Consider the following 14,831-nt stretch of genomic DNA (forward strand, 5'->3'; position numbering starts at 1 on the left):
GCCCCCCCTACTCCAGATAGTCCAGCGGCAACGCCGTCGCGTCCTTGATGGTCTCCAGCACGAAGCTGGAGCGGATGTCCTTCACGGCCGGCATCTTCAGCAGGCGCTTCATCGTGAAGTCGGCATAGGCGTCGAGATTGGGGGCCACCACCCGCAACAGGTAGTCGTAGCCGCCGGTCATGGCGTGGCAGCCCACCACCATCGGCTCGCGCCGCACGGCCTCGGCGAAGGCCTCGGCGGCGGTCTCGCTGTGGCGGTCGACCTGCACCTCGACATAGGCCAGAAGGTCCAGCCGCGCCTTGCGCCGGTCGAGCAGGGCGACGTAGCCGCAGATCAGGCCCGAGGCCTCCAACTGCTTGACCCGCCGCAGGCAGGGGCTGGGCGACAGGCCCACGCGCTCGGCCAGCTCGACGTTCGTGACCGAGCTGTCCTGCTGGAGGATCTCAAGGATCTTGCGATCGGCGCGGGTGAGCTTCATCGTGACCCAATCTTCGAGCGGCTTGGCATATCGTGCCAAGACTAGCGTGATTGATCGCTCCAGGACACCGCCGGGCGTTCGAGCGGAGCCTTAGGCCGGACTGAGGCGTTGGAGCCCGCGAGGACGATCAACGTCCCGCCCCACGGAGAACCCCATGCGCACCGCCCTGTTGATTTCCGCCTCGATCGCCAGCCTGTCGCTGATGGCCTGCTCGCAGAAGACCGAGGACCACACGGCCGCCGCCGCCGACCAGGCCGGCGCCGCCGCCTCGTCGGCCGCCCAGGACACCGCCAACAACGCCAATACGGCCGCCGCCAACACCGCCGCGGCGACGGACAAGGCGGCCGACAACACGTCCGACGCCGTCGGCGCCGCCGAGCGCAAGACCGACGCCGCCGCCGACGCGGCCGCCAAGACCCACTAGATCATCCGCAAAGCAAAACCCCCGGAGCTCTCGCTCCGGGGGTCTCGGTTACGCTTACTGGTACGCCACTAAACTTATCGGGACTTTCAGTTGGCCAGGCGGCGCAGGAAGGACGGAATCTCCAGATCCTCGCCTTCGTCGGCCGCCGGCTGGTCCAGCGGCTGCAGCTGCGGGCGGGCCGAACCCGTCTGGCGCGGCTGCTGGGCCGTGGGTTGCTCGTAGCGCTGCTGGCGGCCGCCGCCGAACAGGCTCATCCAGCCGCCCGACTTCTGGGCCCGGCGGTCCTCGTAGGTTTCGCTGTAGAGCGGCTCGTCCTCGACCTCGGCGCCGTCGGCGACCAGCGGGTCGACGATGCGGGTGACGCGCGGCGCCGGGGCGGCGATGCGCGGCTCGGCTTCCATCACCGGCTCTTCGAAGTGCAGGTCTTCCTGGGCTTCGACGACCGGGGCGGGTTCTTCATAGGCCGGTTCCGGCGCGTAGGACGCGGTCGCGGCCGGACGCTCGATCGGGCGCGGCTCGTAGCGCATGCCCGGACGGCCGGCCTCGGCGGTGACCGGGGCGGGCGCGGGCTGCGGCGCGGCGGGACGGGTCTCGGCGATCAGCGGCTGGGCCGTGGTGTTGCGCGAGACCGGCTTGGGTTCGATCTGGGCGATGGAGGCGCCGTCCATGCCGGTGGCGACCACCGACACGCGGATCACGCCGTCCAGCGACGGGTCGAAGGCGGCGCCGAAGATGATGTTGGCTTCCGGGTCGACCTGGTCGGAGATCGCGTTCGCCGCTTCGTCGACTTCGAGAAGCGTCATGTCCATGCCGCCGGTCACGTTGACCAGCACGGCCTTGGCGCCCTTCAGCGAGACTTCGTCCAGCAGCGGGTTGGCGATGGCGTTCTGGGCGGCCATCAGGGCGCGGTCTTCGCCGGTGCCCTCGCCGGTGCCCATCATCGCCTTGCCCATTTCGGTCATGACCGTGCGGACGTCGGCGAAATCGAGGTTGATCAGGCCCGGCAGGACCATCAGGTCGGTGATCGAGCGGACGCCCGAGTGCAGCACCTGGTCGGCCATGCCGAAGGCTTCGGCGAAGGTCGTGCGCTCGTTGGCGACGCGGAACAGGTTCTGGTTCGGAATGACGATCAGGGTGTCGACATAGCGCTGCAGCTCACCGATGCCGGCGTCGGCCAGGCGCATGCGGTGGCGGCCTTCGAAGTGGAAGGGCTTGGTGACCACGCCGACGGTCAGGATGCCGCGCTCGCGGGCGCACTTGGCGATGATCGGGGCGGCGCCGGTGCCGGTGCCGCCGCCCATGCCGGCGGTGATGAACACCATGTGCGCGCCGTCCAGGTGCTCGCCGATCTCGGGGAAGCTCTCCTCGGCGGCGCTCATGCCGACTTCGGGGTGAGCGCCCGCGCCCAGGCCCTGGGTCACTTGCACGCCGAGCTGGATGCGACGGTCGGTCTTGGCGAACTGAAGCTGCTGCGCGTCGGTGTTGGCCACCACGAACTCAACACCCTCGAGGCCGGCCTCGATCATGTTGTTGACGGCATTGCCACCGGCGCCGCCGACCCCGAACACCACGATACGCGGCTTCAGTTCAGTGGTGCGCGGCGCGGAAAGAGAAATAGCCATGGGAGCCTCGCGTCTTAAACGCCGAATTCGTCAACTGCCGAACAGATCACCGTCGGGAGTCATCTCGACGATCCGGTTAACAGAACAACCACCAACCTTAATCGGTGGTTAACTCCATAAAGTGAGTCGGCTCCCGGTCGACCCCGAACGGGTCGAAAAAATCCAGTTATCCAAAGGAATCACAGGGGATTCCGCAGGTTCCCCAGGGTACCCCGAAGGGCCATGCGGCGGAACGCCGCTGACCGGAAAAGCCTTGGAAAACCCCGTTTTCGGAGCCTTGAAAACTAGGCTGTTAGGTGTTTCCGACACTTAGATCGTAAACGCTTATGCTTAAGTTCTGTTAAGACTTGGCCGTTGTTCTTGGCGTCTGACGCCAAGACGAAAAAATTCCCGTCGACGGGGAATTTTACAGTCGCGCTCCGACGGGCGCGACTCAGCCAAGCTTGCGTCGCGCGGGCGCGCGTCCCGCGACTGCTCTATCAGAGATTGTCGCGCAGCCAGGCGGCGGCCTTGGCCACGGGACTGGCGTTGGGGTCCATCGGACGCTTGCGGATCGCCGCGCCGGCCAGGGCCTTGGGCGAGACCACCTCGCGCGGGCCGAACGCCGTGCGGTGCAGGACGCCGGCGGCGGCGCAGAAGGCCGGACCCGACGCGGCGTCGGCCAGGTGCGGCACCCGACGCGGACGGCCCAGGCGGACCGGACGATCGAAGACGCGCACGGCCACTTCGCGCACGCCGGCCAGCTGGCTGGCGCCGCCGGTCAGGACGATGCCCGCGCCCGGCTCGACCGGGGCGCCCGAGGCCTTCAGGCGCTCGCGCAGTAGCTCCAGCGTCTCCTCGACGCGCGGCTGGATGATGCCTTTCAGCAGGCTGCGGGGCGCGATCACCGGACCGGCGCCCGGATCGTCGCCGCGCGGCGGGGCCTCGATCATCTCGCGGTCCTCGTTGGCCGAGGCGATGGCCGATCCGTGCAGGGTCTTGATGCGCTCGGCGCCGGCGACCGAGGTCTGCAGGCCGCGGGCGATGTCCTGCGTCACGTGCCCGCCGCCGACGGCCAGGCTGTCGACGTGGCACAGGGCGCCGTTGTTGAACACCGCCACCGAGGTCGAACCGCCGCCCATGTCGATGCAGACGGCGCCCAGGTCCATCTCGTCCTCTTCCAGGGCCGCCAGGGCCGAGGCGAAGGGCGCGGCGACCACGCCCTCGAACGACAGGTGGGCCCGCTCGACGCAGTGGGCCAGGGTGTGGAAGATGTTCTCGTTGATCGAGACGACCAGCAGCTCCAGACCCAGGGCGCGGCCGAACATGGCGCGCGGATCGCGGATGCCGCGCTGGCCGTCGACCGACCAGGCGATCGGCAGCAGGTGGATCGGCTTGCGGCCGGGAATGCGGACTTGCGCCAGGGCCGAGGCGATGGCGCGCGACAGGTCGCCGTCGCCGATCGGGCGGGCGCCCAGCGACACCTGGGTCTGGACGCGGTGGCTGGCCAGCTGGCCGCCGGCCGTGCAGACGCTGACGCCCTGGACGTTGACGCCGGCCACGGTCTCGGCGCGCTCGACGGCCTGGGCGATGGCTTGCGCCGCCTCGTCCAGATTGACGATCGCCCCGCCGCGCACGCCGCGCGACTGCACATAGCCGACGCCGGCCGTGGTCAGGGTGCGGTTGTCGCGATGGATCCCATCGGCCTTCATGATGAAGCAGGTGACCTTGGACGCGCCAAGATCGACGGCCGCGACCGCCGGCTGACGCACGAGCGTCGCCTTCAGGCCTTCGCGGGCCTGTTTCCGGTCATCCAGTCGCGACATCGCTACAGTCACCTCACACACAAGTTCATGTTCAAGCCCCGCCGGCGACGGGCTGCCCGGGCAGCGCCGCGTCACGAGGCCTCACGGCCACCATCTCGGGATCGCGCAGATCGATGCGCGCGAAGCCGAGATCGAGGATTCGTTGTCGTTGATCGAGCTGATCCAATTGAATCAGCGCGGACTCTTCGTCAATGGCCGGAAGCTGGATCAGCGAACCATCTTTCAGGCGCAGGTCCCAGCGGCGGTCGTCGACGCGCACCAGGGCCTCCAGACGGTCGCGCAGGCGCGGCCGGGCGTTGACGGCCGGCAGGATGGCGCCGGCGGCCTGGTCGGCGCCCTGCCCCACCACCAGCGGCAGCTGCGGGAAGCGCGCGGCGTCGGCCTCGCGGATGATCCGGCCCTCGCCGTCGATCACCCGCATGGCGCCGGAATGCTGCCAGACGGCCAGGGCCGGGCGCTCCTCGACGGAGATGAACACGGTGTCGGGCAGCAGGCGCACGACCTTGGCGGACTTGACCCAGCCCACGGCCTCGACCCGCGTGCGCAGGGCGGCCAGGTCCAGGCCCAGGGTCGGCTGGTCCTGGTACAGGGCCGCGGCGTTCATGATGTCGGCCTTCGCCATCGGCGAGGCGCCCTCGATGTGCACGGTCTTCAGCTTGAAGCCCATGTCGGCGAACTCGCCGTCGACGCCGCGCATCAGGGCCTGGCCCAGGCGCTCGATCCGGTGGCCGGTGGCCAGGGTGGCGACCAGGGCGACGACCAGCGCGCCGCCGGCCACGGTCAGGGCCAGGCGGGGCGACACGCCCACGCCGCCGCGCGCGGCTTGCAGTTTCCCGGCCGGCGGCGCGGCGGTGCGCGCGGCCGATCGGGCCTTCGGACTTGCGGGCGCTTCGGCCCGGGGGCGCGTTGGCTTACGCGATCCCCCCCGCAAACCTGCGGGCATAAGCGTCCTCCACAATCCAGAACACTAAACGATCAAACGAAACACCGGCGTGGTCCGCCTGCTCGGGGGCGAGCGAAGTGGGTGTCATGCCGGGCTGCGTATTGACCTCTAGAAGGACCAGAAGGTCGTTAATGTCGTCATAACGGAAGTCGACCCGAGTCACACCTCGGCAACCAAGACTTGCATGGCCAAGCTCGGCGGCGCGCAGGGCCCGATCCCTTACGGCGTCGGGAATCGGGGCCGGCAGGAGGTGAATCGAGCCGCCTTGCGAGTACTTGGCGTCGTAGTCATAGAAACCTGTGGATGAGCGAATTTCGGTGACCGCCAGGGCCCTGGGACGATTTGACTCACCCACCACCGCGACGGCCAGCTCCAGTCCGGGGACATACGGCTCGACCATCACCGTTTCGCCGTAGGCCCAGCCCGGCGCGGCCAGTTCGGTCGGCGGGGCGTTGGCGCCCTCGGGCACGATGAACACCCCGACCGACGATCCCTCGGCGTTGGGCTTCACCACATAGGGCGGCGGCATCACATGGTCGCGGGCGACATCGTGGCGGTCGAACAGGCCGCCGCCCGGCACGGCGATCCCCGCCGCCGCCAGCACCGCCTTTGACCTGGCCTTGTCCATCGCCAGGGCCGAGGCCAGGACGCCGGAGTGGGTGTAGGCCAGGCCCAGGGTCTCCAGCACGCCCTGCACGCAGCCGTCCTCGCCCCAGCGGCCGTGCAGGCCGTTGAAGACGAGGTCGGGCCGCAGGGCGGTCAGGACCTGGGCGATGTCGGGGCCGGGATCCACGCGCGTGACCCGCGCCCCCAGCCGCTCGAGCGCGGCGGCGTAGGCCGCGCCTGTGGCCAGGCTGACCTCGCGCTCGGCCGACGGGCCGCCGAGCAGGACGACGATGTGCTGGTTGGCGAGGGGCTGGGTCATGGACCGCAGCGGTAGCGGGGCGATGTGGAGCTGGGAGGGAGAGAGAGTGGAGCTTTGATGCGCCCTCTCCTACCCCAGCTCGTCATCCGGGCCTTGTGCCCGGGAACCCTGGTTCAGCTGACGGTGAAGCGCCGTGGCGCGCCGGCGCGCCAAACCTCTGCCCTTGCGATGGACAAAGGGGTCCCGGGCACAAGGCCCGGGATGACGGCTGAAAGGTGGATGGACGAGCTAGTGACCCGCCGGCGTCGCCGCCTTCGCCGCCGTCAGCGCCCGGAAGTCGATGTCGCTGTCGGCCGCGAAGTACAGCAGCGACGCCCAGGCGGCGACGTTCTGAGCCAGGTTCTCTGGCTTGACCTTGTCCAGGGTGTCGTCGGCGCTGTGGTGCAGGTCGAAGTAGCGGCTGGCGTCCTGGGTCAAGCCGAAGGCCGGCACGCCGGCTTCCTGCAGGCCCTCGACGTCCGAGCCGGCGTGGCCGACCGGCTCGCGGGCCAGGAAGATCTTCAGCGGCAGCAGGGTGTTGACCGCCGCCTTCATGGCCGGATGGTCGGCCGAGCCGGCGGGCAGGCGGACCTCGAAGATCCGGTCGCCGCCGACGTCGCTCTCGCCGGTGAACACCGTGCGGGCGACCTCGTCCTTGTGGGCGGCCATGTAGGCGTCGCTGGAGCCGCCGGTCTCTTCCGAGCCGAACATCACCACGCGGATGGTGCGCTTGGGATGCTTGGGCAGGTCGCCGATCAGCTTGGCGGCGGCCGTGGTGATGGCGATGCCCGCGCCGTCGTCGATCGCGCCCTCGCCCGGATCCCAGGCGTCCAGGTGGCCGCCGATCACGATCAGTTCCTCGGGCTTGGCCGAGCCGGGGATCTCGCCGATCACGTTCCAGGCCATGGCCTTCTCGTCGACGTGCGACTGCAGGTTCAGCTTGATCTTCACGGATTTGCCACGCGAAGCCAGACGCTGAAGGAGGTCGGCGTCCGGCACGCCCAGGGCGCCGGCCGGCACCTTGGGGCCGTCGCCGACATAGGCCATGGCCCCGGTGTGGGCCTGGCGGCTGTCGCTGGTCGAGACCGAGCGCGTCAGGTAGGCGACCGCGCCCTTCTTGCCGGCCAGGGCCGGACCGGTGTAGCGGACCATGGTGCCCGCGCCGTAGCCCGAGCCGTCCTGGGTGCGGGTCATCGGCTGGTTGATGACCACGATCTTGCCCTTCACGGCGCTGTCGGGCGCGGCGGCCAGGTCGGCCAGGGTGGTGAACACCACGATCTCGGCCTCGACGCCGCCCGCCGGGGTGGGGACCGAGTTGCCCAGGCCCAGGATCGACAGCTTCATCTCGTAGGGCGCGGTGATGGAGGCCGACTCCTCGCCGCGGATCCACGACGGCTTGGCGAACGGTTCGGCGCGGACGTTCTGGAAGCCCAGGGCCTTGAAGGTGGCCAGGCCCCAGTCCTTGGCGCGGATCGCGCCGGGCGAGCCGACGTTGCGCGGACCGATGTCGGTGGTCAGGGCTTCCAGGATGGTCCAGCCGGTCTTGTCGGTCAGGGCCTTGTCGCGCAGGGCCGCGCCCGTGGCGGCGTCCTGGGCGAAAGCGGCGCCGGCCATCAGGGCGGACACGGCGGCGGCGGTCAGCAGAGTGCGAAACAGGCGCATGGAGACTCCCTCGTTTGGGACATTCTCATAGCACCGCTCTGACCGGCGGATAGGCAACAGTCGGATGAACTATCGGTAACCTTTGGGATGCTCAACCTTGAGTCGCCGCGAACGAAGATGGGGACACACACTCGCGGCAAGACCTTGGCCACCTCGGCCGAAGCGGTGGGGCGAGTGTGTGTCCCCACCTCTGTCCCGGGCCTACTCCGCGACCCGACCAATCCGCTTGATTTCCCAGTCCAGCTGCACGCCGGTCTTGGCCAGCACGTCGGCGCGGACCGTGTCGCCCAGGCCTTCCAGGTCGGCGGCGGTGGCCTCGCCGGTGTTGATCAGGAAGTTGCTGTGCAGGGGCGAGAACATCGCCCCGCCGTACAGCCGCCCACGCCAGCCGGCCTCGTCGACCAGCTTCCAGGACGAATGGCCCGGCGGGTTCTTGAACGTCGAGCCGCCGGTCTTCTCGCGGATCGGCTGGGTTTTCTCGCGGCGCTCGGTGATGGCGCGCATGCGGGACTTGATCTCGGACGGCTCGTCGGCCGCGCCTTCGAAGACGGCGTCCAGCACGATCGCGGTCTCGCCGTCCTGCAGGGCGCTGTGGCGATAGGTGTAGTGCAGGTCCTCGACCGCCAGTTCGCGCACCTGGCCGGCGCGATCCATCAGCCGGACGGACTTCACGACATTGACGGTCTCCGACCCGTAGCACCCGGCGTTCATGATCACCGCGCCGCCGATCGTGCCGGGGATGCCGGCGTAGAACTCCAGCCCCGCGATGCCGGCGTCGGCCGCCTTGCGGGCCAGGATCGCGTCGGGCACGGCCGAGCCGGCCTTGATGCGGTTGTCGCCCAGCGCCTCGACCGTGTTGAAGCCCTTGCCCAGCCGGATCACCACGCCCTCGACGCCGCAGTCGCGGACCAGCAGGTTGGAGCCCACGCCGATGGCCAGCACCGGTACGGCCGGGTCCAGGGCCTTGAGGAAGTCGGCCAGGTCCTGCTCGTCGGCCGGCAGGAACACCACGTCGGCCGGACCGCCGACCCGGAACCAGGTGAACGGCGCCAGGGCCTCGTCGACCAGCAGCTTGCCGCGAACGGCGGGGAGTTGGGTTTTCCAGGTCACTTGCAGGTCTCGGCGATACGATCGGCGTTGGCGTGGAAGCCGCCGGCTTCGGTAGTGATCAGCGCGTAGAAGGGATCGTCCAGAGAATCCAGAGGACAGTCGCCACGTGAACCGCTGAAATCGCACCGTAGGGCCGCGAGCACGGCGCGGCGCTCATTGAGCTCCCGCTTGTAGGGCGCGCCAAGCCTCGCGATCGCTCGATCGATCAGCGCGGCGGTCTCGGTCATGCCCAGCAGGCGGAACGCCGCAGCGGCCTCGGGCCCAAGCACTCCGGCCGAATTGAAGAAAAACTGCGCGAAACCGCCGTTGCAGACTTCGCTTTGGAGCCACCAAGCGGCGAACAGATCCCGCGCAGGCGTTGGCGTTTGAGCGAAGTCAGCGAGCGCGACCTCGGCCGACTCCAATATTCTGATCGCGTCCCAGTACGGCTCTATCGCCGCCCAGGCGAGATCGCCCTCGCTCACTTCGCCAGCGCTTCCAACTGCCCCGGCAGCGCATAGGCCCAGGACGTGATGTCGCCGGCTCCCAGCAGCACCACCAGGTCGCCCGACTGCGCCTCGGCGGCGATCAGGGCCGGCAGGGCGGCGGGGCTTTCCAGCGACAGGGCGCGGCGGTGGCCGAACTTCTTGAGACCTTCGACCAAGTGGTCGCGGTCGACGCCCTCGATCGGCTGCTCGCCGGCCGTGTAGACGTCGGCGACGATCACGGTGTCGGCGTCGTTGAAGCAGCTGCTGAACTCGGTCATCAGGTCGCGCAGGCGGGTGAAGCGGTGCGGCTGGACCACGGCGATCACCTTGCCGGTCGAGACCGCGCGGGCGGCCTTCAGCACGGCGGCGATCTCGACCGGGTGGTGGCCGTAGTCGTCGACGATGCGGATGCCGTTGGCCACGCCCGTGGTGGTGAAGCGGCGCTTGACCCCGCCGAAGCCGGCCAGGCCGGCGCGGATGGCGTCGGCGTTCACGCCGAGCTCGCGAGCCACGGCCACGGCGGCGGTGGCGTTGAGCACGTTATGGTGGCCGGCCATCGGCATCTTCAGGCCCTCATAGAGGACCAGGTCGCCCGACAGCGGCGAGATCAGGATGTCGAACTTCGCGCCCTCGGGGCCCATCTCGATGTTGGAGACGCGGACCTCGGCCTGGGGATTGGTCCCGTAGGTCACCAGGCGGCGGTTCTCGATCCGCGAGGTCAGGGCCTGGACTTCCGGGTGGTCGGTGCAGACCGCCGCGAAGCCGTAGAACGGGATGTTCTCGATGAAGTCCTGGAAGCCCTTCTTGACGGCGTCGAAGTCGCCCCAGTGGTCCAGGTGCTCGGCGTCGATGTTGGTGACGATGGCCACGGTGGACTTCAGCTTCAGGAAGCTGCCATCGCTCTCGTCGGCCTCGACCACGATCCAGTCGCCCTCGCCGACCTTGGCGTTGGTGCCGTAGGCGTTGATGATCCCGCCGTTGACCACGGTCGGATCCAGGGCGCCGGCGTCCAGCAGGGCCGCGACCATCGAGGTGGTGGTGGTCTTGCCATGGGTGCCGCCCACGGCCACGGAAAACTGCAGGCGCATCAGCTCGGCCAGCATCTCGGCGCGGCGGACCAGCGGCAGGCGCTTGTCGCGGCCGGCGGCCATCTCGACGTTGTCGGCCTTGATCGCCGTCGAATAGACGATGGCCGAGGCGCCTTCGACATTGGCCGCGTCCTGGCCGATGAAGATGCGCGCGCCCAGCTTTTCCAGCCGCTCGGTGTTGGCGCTGGCCTTGGCGTCGCTGCCCTGCACGGTGTAGCCGATGCGGATCATGATCTCGGCGATGCCGGACATGCCGATGCCGCCGATGCCGATGAAGTGCACGGGGCCGAGTTCGAAGGGGACGGGTCGTCGACGCTGGATCATCTGGCTCGATTAGACGATTTGTCAGCGGGGTGAAACGGGATGTTTGGTGCAGATCGTGTGGATTCCTCTCTCCTCCCCCGTTTCGCCGCGCTGCTCGGGGGAGGAGTCATCGCCCTCGCCTCCCCCGCCTTTGCGCAGACGCCGGCCCCGGCCCCGGCCCCGCTGGAGTTGCGCCTGGCCGACGTTGGCCGCTTCGCCGTCTTCGTTGACATGGGCGGGATCGCCTGGACCGGCCGCACCGCTCGGCTGCGCGTGCTGCAGGTGGCCGAGGAGGGCTTCCTCGCCGGGACCGAGGCGTTCTGGGGCGGTTGGCGCCACGCGGTGCTCGACTGCGACGCCCGCACCATCGCCCACGCCGGTTTCTCCAGCGTGAGGGTCGGCGGCAAGGAGGGCCCGATCAGCGGCGACCAGCGGCCCGCCGAGCCGATCCCAACGGGCGGCGCGGACGACGCGGTGGCCAAGGTGGTCTGCGACGGCCGGCGGCCCTATGCGGGCGTCGCGGTGGCGACGAGCGTGGAAGACGCCGTCAAGCTTGGTCGAGGGTTGATCGCGACCGGCGCGGAACCCTGATCGCTCTTTCGGAAGCGGCGCGGGGCGCGGCCTCGCGCTCCATTGACCCGCCCTTTCAGGTCACGACGGCTTCAGGTCCTCGCCATGGCGTCGACGCCAGAGGCGCGACCTGAGCCGAGGACCAATCACCACGGCGATCGGCAACGCGATGACGAAGGTCGCGGCGATCATGACTGGAAACAGGCTGGAGGGCGCGCCGAAGACCAGCAAGCCAAGTATGCCCAGTCCGAAAACCACGGCCTGCACCATGGGATAGATCAGGGCGATGATGGCGATGTTCGTGCGCATGAGTGTTCTCCCGAACACGGAACCAGGTCTGAGGAACGCGCGAACGGGTTCGCTGATCCTTCGCCGGCGGGCGGCTTCGATTTTCGCAATCGCCCCCAAGCGCGACACAGGAGGAGCGCTATCCTGGGCGACAAATCTCCGTAGGCCCCCAGAAAGGTCGTCATGACAGCGAGTCCCCCGTTCCAGACCCGCCGCGGCGCGATCGCCGCCGGCCTGATCATCAGCGCCCTGACCGGGGCGGGCGCCGAGGCCCGCCCCTCGGGCGAGGATCCGAGTCAGGGGATCACCGGCGGCCCCGACGACTGGGCGTTCCTGGTCGGGCGCTGGAAGGTCCAGCATCGCCGCTTGAAGGAACGGCTGGTCGGCAGCACGCAGTGGGAGGATTTCGCCGGCACCTGCGTCAACTGGCCCCTGCTGGATGGCCAGGGCAATGTCGACGACAACGTGCTGGAGCTGCCGGGCGGGACCTATCGCGGCGTCGGCGTCCGGGCCTTCAACAGCCAGACGCGCCAATGGTCGATCTGGTGGATCGACTCACGCCTCGCGACGATCGACCCGCCGGTGCGGGGCGGCTTCAAGGACGGCGTCGGGACCTTCCTGGGCGACGACGTCCATAAGGGCCAGCCCGTCACGGTGCGCTTCCGCTGGTCGGAGCTCACCGCCAAGACGGCGAAATGGGACCAGGCCTTCTCGACCGACGGCGGCAAGACCTGGGAGACCAACTGGCTGATGTGGTTCACCCGGGCGCCCGCCTGAGGCGCTCGCGGCGGCCAGCTACCGCGCCGTCTTCTCCACCAGGTCCGCCAGCTGCTCGGCCGCGTCGGGCGTGGCCACTTTCCGCGCCCCCGCCGCCATGCGGCCCAGGCGTTCGGGGTCCTTGAGCAGGGCGTTCAGCGCCCCGGCCATGGCGTCGACGGTCAGTTCGTCTTCCAGGCACACGGCGGCGGCGCCGGCCTCTTCCAACTGGCGGGCGTTGAAGCGCTGGTGGTCGTCGGCGGCGATCTTCAGCGGGATCAGGATCGACGGGCGGCCGGCGACCGCCAGCTCGCAGCAGGTCGAGGCGCCGGCCCGGCCGATCACCAGGTGGGCCTGGCGCAGATAGCCGGCCATGTCGCGGAAGAACGGCGCGACCTCGCACTCGACCATGGCGTTGCGATAGATCTTGCGGGCGCCTTCCATGCTCTCGGCGCGGGCCTGCTGGAACACCTTCAGGCGGCCGCGCAGGTCCTCGGGCAGCTTGGCGACGGCCTCCGGGATCAGCTCGGACAGCAGGCGCGCGCCCTGGCTGCCGCCGGTGACCAGGATGCGCAGCTGCACCTCGGGCGGCAGGTAGGGCACGTCGTAGAGGGCCCGGATCGCCGGCCGCACGGGATTGCCGACCACGTGGGCGCGGGCCTTCACGGCCGGCTTGGCCAGCTCCAGGGTCGGGAACGCGCAAGCGACTTCGTTGACCTTGGGGGCGAGATAGCGGTTCACGCGGCCCAGCACCGCGTTCTGCTCATGGATCACGGTCGGGCGCTTCTGGCCCACGGCGGCCAGCAGGGCCGGCAGGGCCGGATAGCCGCCGAAGCCGACGACCACGGCCGGGTCCAGCCGCTTGAAGGCGGCCTTGGCCTGGCCGACGCCCTGCATGACCACGATCCCGGCCTTGAGCATGCCGATCGGGTCGCCGGACTTGGCGGTGGCGGCCGACAGCGCCAGGCGCTCCTCGGCGGGGAACTTGTCGGCGTAGAGCGCGCCGCGCTCGTCGGTGGCCAGCACGATGCGCCAGCCGCGCGCGGCCAGGGTCTCGGCCAGGGCCTGGGCGGGGAACAGGTGCCCGCCGGTGCCCCCGGCGGCGACGACTGCCAGCTTGTTCATTTAACTGCGGCTCCGATACGCGAGCGGTTCATGGGCGAGAGGCCCTCAACAAGAATGGCTGCGACAAGACGGGCCTCCTCGAAAGAGCTCAGTCCAGGCCCCCCGCCTGATCGAACTCTCCCGCTCCGCCATAGGCCCCCGGACGCTTGCGCGTCAACGCCAGGGCCATGCCCAGGGTCAGGCCCATGGCCAGCATCGACGAGCCGCCATACGAGATGAAGGGCAAGGTCATGCCCTTGGTCGGGATCATGTTGAGGTTCACGGCCACGTTGATGAAGGCCTGCTGGCCCACCAGCACGAACAGGCCCGAGGCGGCCACCTGCTCGAAGGTGTCGGAAAGCTTCATCGCCTTGTAGAGCCCGCGCACCACGATGAAGGCGAACAGGGTGATCAGGGCCAGGGAGAACACCAGGCCGTATTCCTCGGCCGCGACCGAATAGATGAAGTCGGTGTGCAGGTCGGGCACGTGGCGCTTCATGACGCCTTCGCCCGGGCCGCGCCCGAACAGGCCGCCGGCGTGGATGGCCTCGGCGGCGCGGGTGATCTGGTGGGTGTCGGCCTGGTCGGGGCTGAGGAACTTCTGCACCCGGGCATGGACGTGGTCGAACAGGAAATAGGTCGACATCAGCCCGCCGACCGCCACGGCGCCCAGGCCCATGATCCACGAGATCGGCACCCCGGCCATCCAGAAGGCGGCCCCGAAAGCGATGGTGATCAGCACGGTCTGGCCGACGTCGGGCTGGATCAGCAGCAGGGCCACGGCGACGAAATACAGGAAGAAGGCGATCGAGACGCCCGGCACCCCCTCGCCCTTCTGGCCCTCGGCGAACATCCAGGAGACCAGCACGATCAGGGCCGGCTTCATGAATTCCGACGGCTGGAACGTGAAGCCGCCGATCAGCAGCCAGCGGGCCGCGCCCTTGGCGCTGTGGCCGATGAACGGCAGGGCCGCCATCACCCCGATGGCCAGGAGGTAGATGAAGAAGGCCGAGCGCCGGATGCCCTTGGGGCTGAGCATCGACACCGACAGCACGATGAACGCCGCGCCCAGGCCGAACACGCACTGGCGCACGGCGAAGTGGAACTGGTCGTCCAGGCCGATCCGCGCGGCCGCGGCCGGGCTGGAGGCGAACGACAGCAGCACGCCCACGGTGACCAGGATCGCGGTGGCGCCCAGCAGCCAGCGATCGGTCGTCCACCACCAGACGCCGAGCCGCGAACGGTCGGTGCGGGCGAAGGCGTGGGTGGTCTGGAACGTCATGGCCGGAGGGTCGGAGTTTAGGGTT

The 14,831-nt window shown here is 69.3% G+C and carries 15 protein-coding genes; 3 read left to right on the forward strand and 12 right to left on the reverse strand.

Going from position 1 to position 14,831, the window contains the following annotated elements:
- Positions 1–7 precede the first annotated feature (7 nt).
- A complete protein-coding gene (locus tag ASD38_RS06080; protein WP_056437904.1) occupies positions 8–478 on the reverse strand; it encodes an Lrp/AsnC family transcriptional regulator in 471 nt (156 codons plus the stop codon).
- A 154-nt stretch (positions 479–632) separates the two neighbouring features.
- Between ASD38_RS06080 and ASD38_RS06085 the strand changes: the two genes are divergently transcribed.
- Positions 633–902: a hypothetical protein gene (locus tag ASD38_RS06085; RefSeq protein ID WP_056458570.1), complete on the forward strand. Its 270-nt coding sequence runs from the start codon at positions 633–635 to the stop codon at positions 900–902.
- Positions 903–988: 86 nt separating this feature from the next.
- Here ASD38_RS06085 and ftsZ read toward each other — a convergent pair whose 3' ends face one another.
- From ftsZ to murC, 8 genes are all read right to left on the reverse strand, one after another.
- The gene (ftsZ, locus tag ASD38_RS06090) at positions 989–2,524 is read right to left on the reverse strand and encodes a cell division protein FtsZ (RefSeq protein ID WP_056458573.1); all 1,536 of its coding nucleotides are present in this window, start codon (positions 2,522–2,524) and stop codon (positions 989–991) included.
- 479 nt (positions 2,525–3,003) lie between these two features.
- A complete protein-coding gene (ftsA, locus tag ASD38_RS06095; protein ID WP_056437914.1) occupies positions 3,004–4,329 on the reverse strand; it encodes a cell division protein FtsA in 1,326 nt (441 codons plus the stop codon).
- Positions 4,330–4,360: 31 nt separating this feature from the next.
- Entirely contained in the window at positions 4,361–5,272 is a 912-nt protein-coding gene (locus ASD38_RS06100; protein WP_056458575.1) for a cell division protein FtsQ/DivIB, read from the reverse strand.
- Positions 5,241–6,197 (reverse strand): D-alanine--D-alanine ligase, encoded by a 957-nt coding sequence (locus ASD38_RS06105; protein WP_056437920.1) that lies wholly within the window; start codon positions 6,195–6,197, stop codon positions 5,241–5,243. The genes ASD38_RS06100 and ASD38_RS06105 overlap by 32 nt, the downstream gene beginning before the upstream one ends.
- A gap of 228 nt (positions 6,198–6,425) precedes the next feature.
- On the reverse strand, positions 6,426–7,838 hold the full coding sequence (locus ASD38_RS06110) for a M20/M25/M40 family metallo-hydrolase (protein ID WP_056458577.1): 1,413 nt from the start codon (positions 7,836–7,838) through the stop codon (positions 6,426–6,428).
- Positions 7,839–8,039: 201 nt separating this feature from the next.
- On the reverse strand, positions 8,040–8,948 hold the full coding sequence (murB, locus tag ASD38_RS06115) for a UDP-N-acetylmuramate dehydrogenase (protein WP_056458580.1): 909 nt from the start codon (positions 8,946–8,948) through the stop codon (positions 8,040–8,042).
- Positions 8,945–9,412: a DMP19 family protein gene (locus ASD38_RS06120; protein WP_056458584.1), complete on the reverse strand. Its 468-nt coding sequence runs from the start codon at positions 9,410–9,412 to the stop codon at positions 8,945–8,947. Before ASD38_RS06120 ends, murB begins: the two co-directional genes overlap by 4 nt.
- A complete protein-coding gene (gene murC, locus ASD38_RS06125) occupies positions 9,409–10,827 on the reverse strand; it encodes a UDP-N-acetylmuramate--L-alanine ligase (protein WP_056458587.1) in 1,419 nt (472 codons plus the stop codon). The genes ASD38_RS06120 and murC overlap by 4 nt, the downstream gene beginning before the upstream one ends.
- A gap of 90 nt (positions 10,828–10,917) precedes the next feature.
- Here murC and ASD38_RS06130 point away from each other — a divergent pair, with 90 nt between their 5' ends.
- Entirely contained in the window at positions 10,918–11,397 is a 480-nt protein-coding gene (locus tag ASD38_RS06130; protein WP_156390599.1) for a hypothetical protein, read from the forward strand.
- Positions 11,398–11,457: 60 nt separating this feature from the next.
- Here the strand turns inward: ASD38_RS06130 and ASD38_RS06135 are convergent, their stop codons facing one another.
- Positions 11,458–11,685 (reverse strand): hypothetical protein, encoded by a 228-nt coding sequence (locus ASD38_RS06135; protein ID WP_056437937.1) that lies wholly within the window; start codon positions 11,683–11,685, stop codon positions 11,458–11,460.
- A 162-nt stretch (positions 11,686–11,847) separates the two neighbouring features.
- Between ASD38_RS06135 and ASD38_RS06140 the strand changes: the two genes are divergently transcribed.
- Complete coding sequence (locus tag ASD38_RS06140) at positions 11,848–12,441, forward strand: DUF1579 domain-containing protein (RefSeq protein WP_200945993.1); 594 nt, start codon at positions 11,848–11,850, stop codon at positions 12,439–12,441.
- An 18-nt stretch (positions 12,442–12,459) separates the two neighbouring features.
- Here the strand turns inward: ASD38_RS06140 and murG are convergent, their stop codons facing one another.
- Both murG and ftsW read right to left on the reverse strand, forming a co-directional pair.
- Complete coding sequence (gene murG / locus ASD38_RS06145; RefSeq protein WP_056458590.1) at positions 12,460–13,545, reverse strand: undecaprenyldiphospho-muramoylpentapeptide beta-N-acetylglucosaminyltransferase; 1,086 nt, start codon at positions 13,543–13,545, stop codon at positions 12,460–12,462.
- 88 nt (positions 13,546–13,633) lie between these two features.
- The gene (gene ftsW / locus ASD38_RS06150) at positions 13,634–14,806 is read right to left on the reverse strand and encodes a putative lipid II flippase FtsW (protein WP_056437943.1); all 1,173 of its coding nucleotides are present in this window, start codon (positions 14,804–14,806) and stop codon (positions 13,634–13,636) included.
- Positions 14,807–14,831 lie beyond the last annotated feature (25 nt).

It is taken from the genome of Caulobacter sp. Root487D2Y, assembly GCF_001427165.1.
GTDB lineage: Bacteria > Pseudomonadota > Alphaproteobacteria > Caulobacterales > Caulobacteraceae > Caulobacter.

Bases quoted from the DNA above. Each gene is read 5' to 3' on its own strand.
- murG (WP_056458590.1), bottom strand. From the start codon at position 13,545: ATGAACAAGCTGGCAGTCGTCGCCGCCGGGGGCACCGGCGGGCACCTG.
- ASD38_RS06100 (WP_056458575.1), bottom strand. From the start codon at position 5,272: ATGCCCGCAGGTTTGCGGGGGGGATCGCGTAAGCCAACGCGCCCCCGG.
- murC (WP_056458587.1), bottom strand. From the start codon at position 10,827: ATGATCCAGCGTCGACGACCCGTCCCCTTCGAACTCGGCCCCGTGCAC.
- ASD38_RS06110 (WP_056458577.1), bottom strand. From the start codon at position 7,838: ATGCGCCTGTTTCGCACTCTGCTGACCGCCGCCGCCGTGTCCGCCCTG.
- ftsW (WP_056437943.1), bottom strand. From the start codon at position 14,806: ATGACGTTCCAGACCACCCACGCCTTCGCCCGCACCGACCGTTCGCGG.
- ASD38_RS06105 (WP_056437920.1), bottom strand. From the start codon at position 6,197: ATGACCCAGCCCCTCGCCAACCAGCACATCGTCGTCCTGCTCGGCGGC.
- ASD38_RS06135 (WP_056437937.1), bottom strand. From the start codon at position 11,685: ATGCGCACGAACATCGCCATCATCGCCCTGATCTATCCCATGGTGCAG.
- ASD38_RS06140 (WP_200945993.1), top strand. From the start codon at position 11,848: ATGACAGCGAGTCCCCCGTTCCAGACCCGCCGCGGCGCGATCGCCGCC.
- ASD38_RS06085 (WP_056458570.1), top strand. From the start codon at position 633: ATGCGCACCGCCCTGTTGATTTCCGCCTCGATCGCCAGCCTGTCGCTG.
- ftsZ (WP_056458573.1), bottom strand. From the start codon at position 2,524: ATGGCTATTTCTCTTTCCGCGCCGCGCACCACTGAACTGAAGCCGCGT.
- ftsA (WP_056437914.1), bottom strand. From the start codon at position 4,329: ATGTCGCGACTGGATGACCGGAAACAGGCCCGCGAAGGCCTGAAGGCG.
- ASD38_RS06080 (WP_056437904.1), bottom strand. From the start codon at position 478: ATGAAGCTCACCCGCGCCGATCGCAAGATCCTTGAGATCCTCCAGCAG.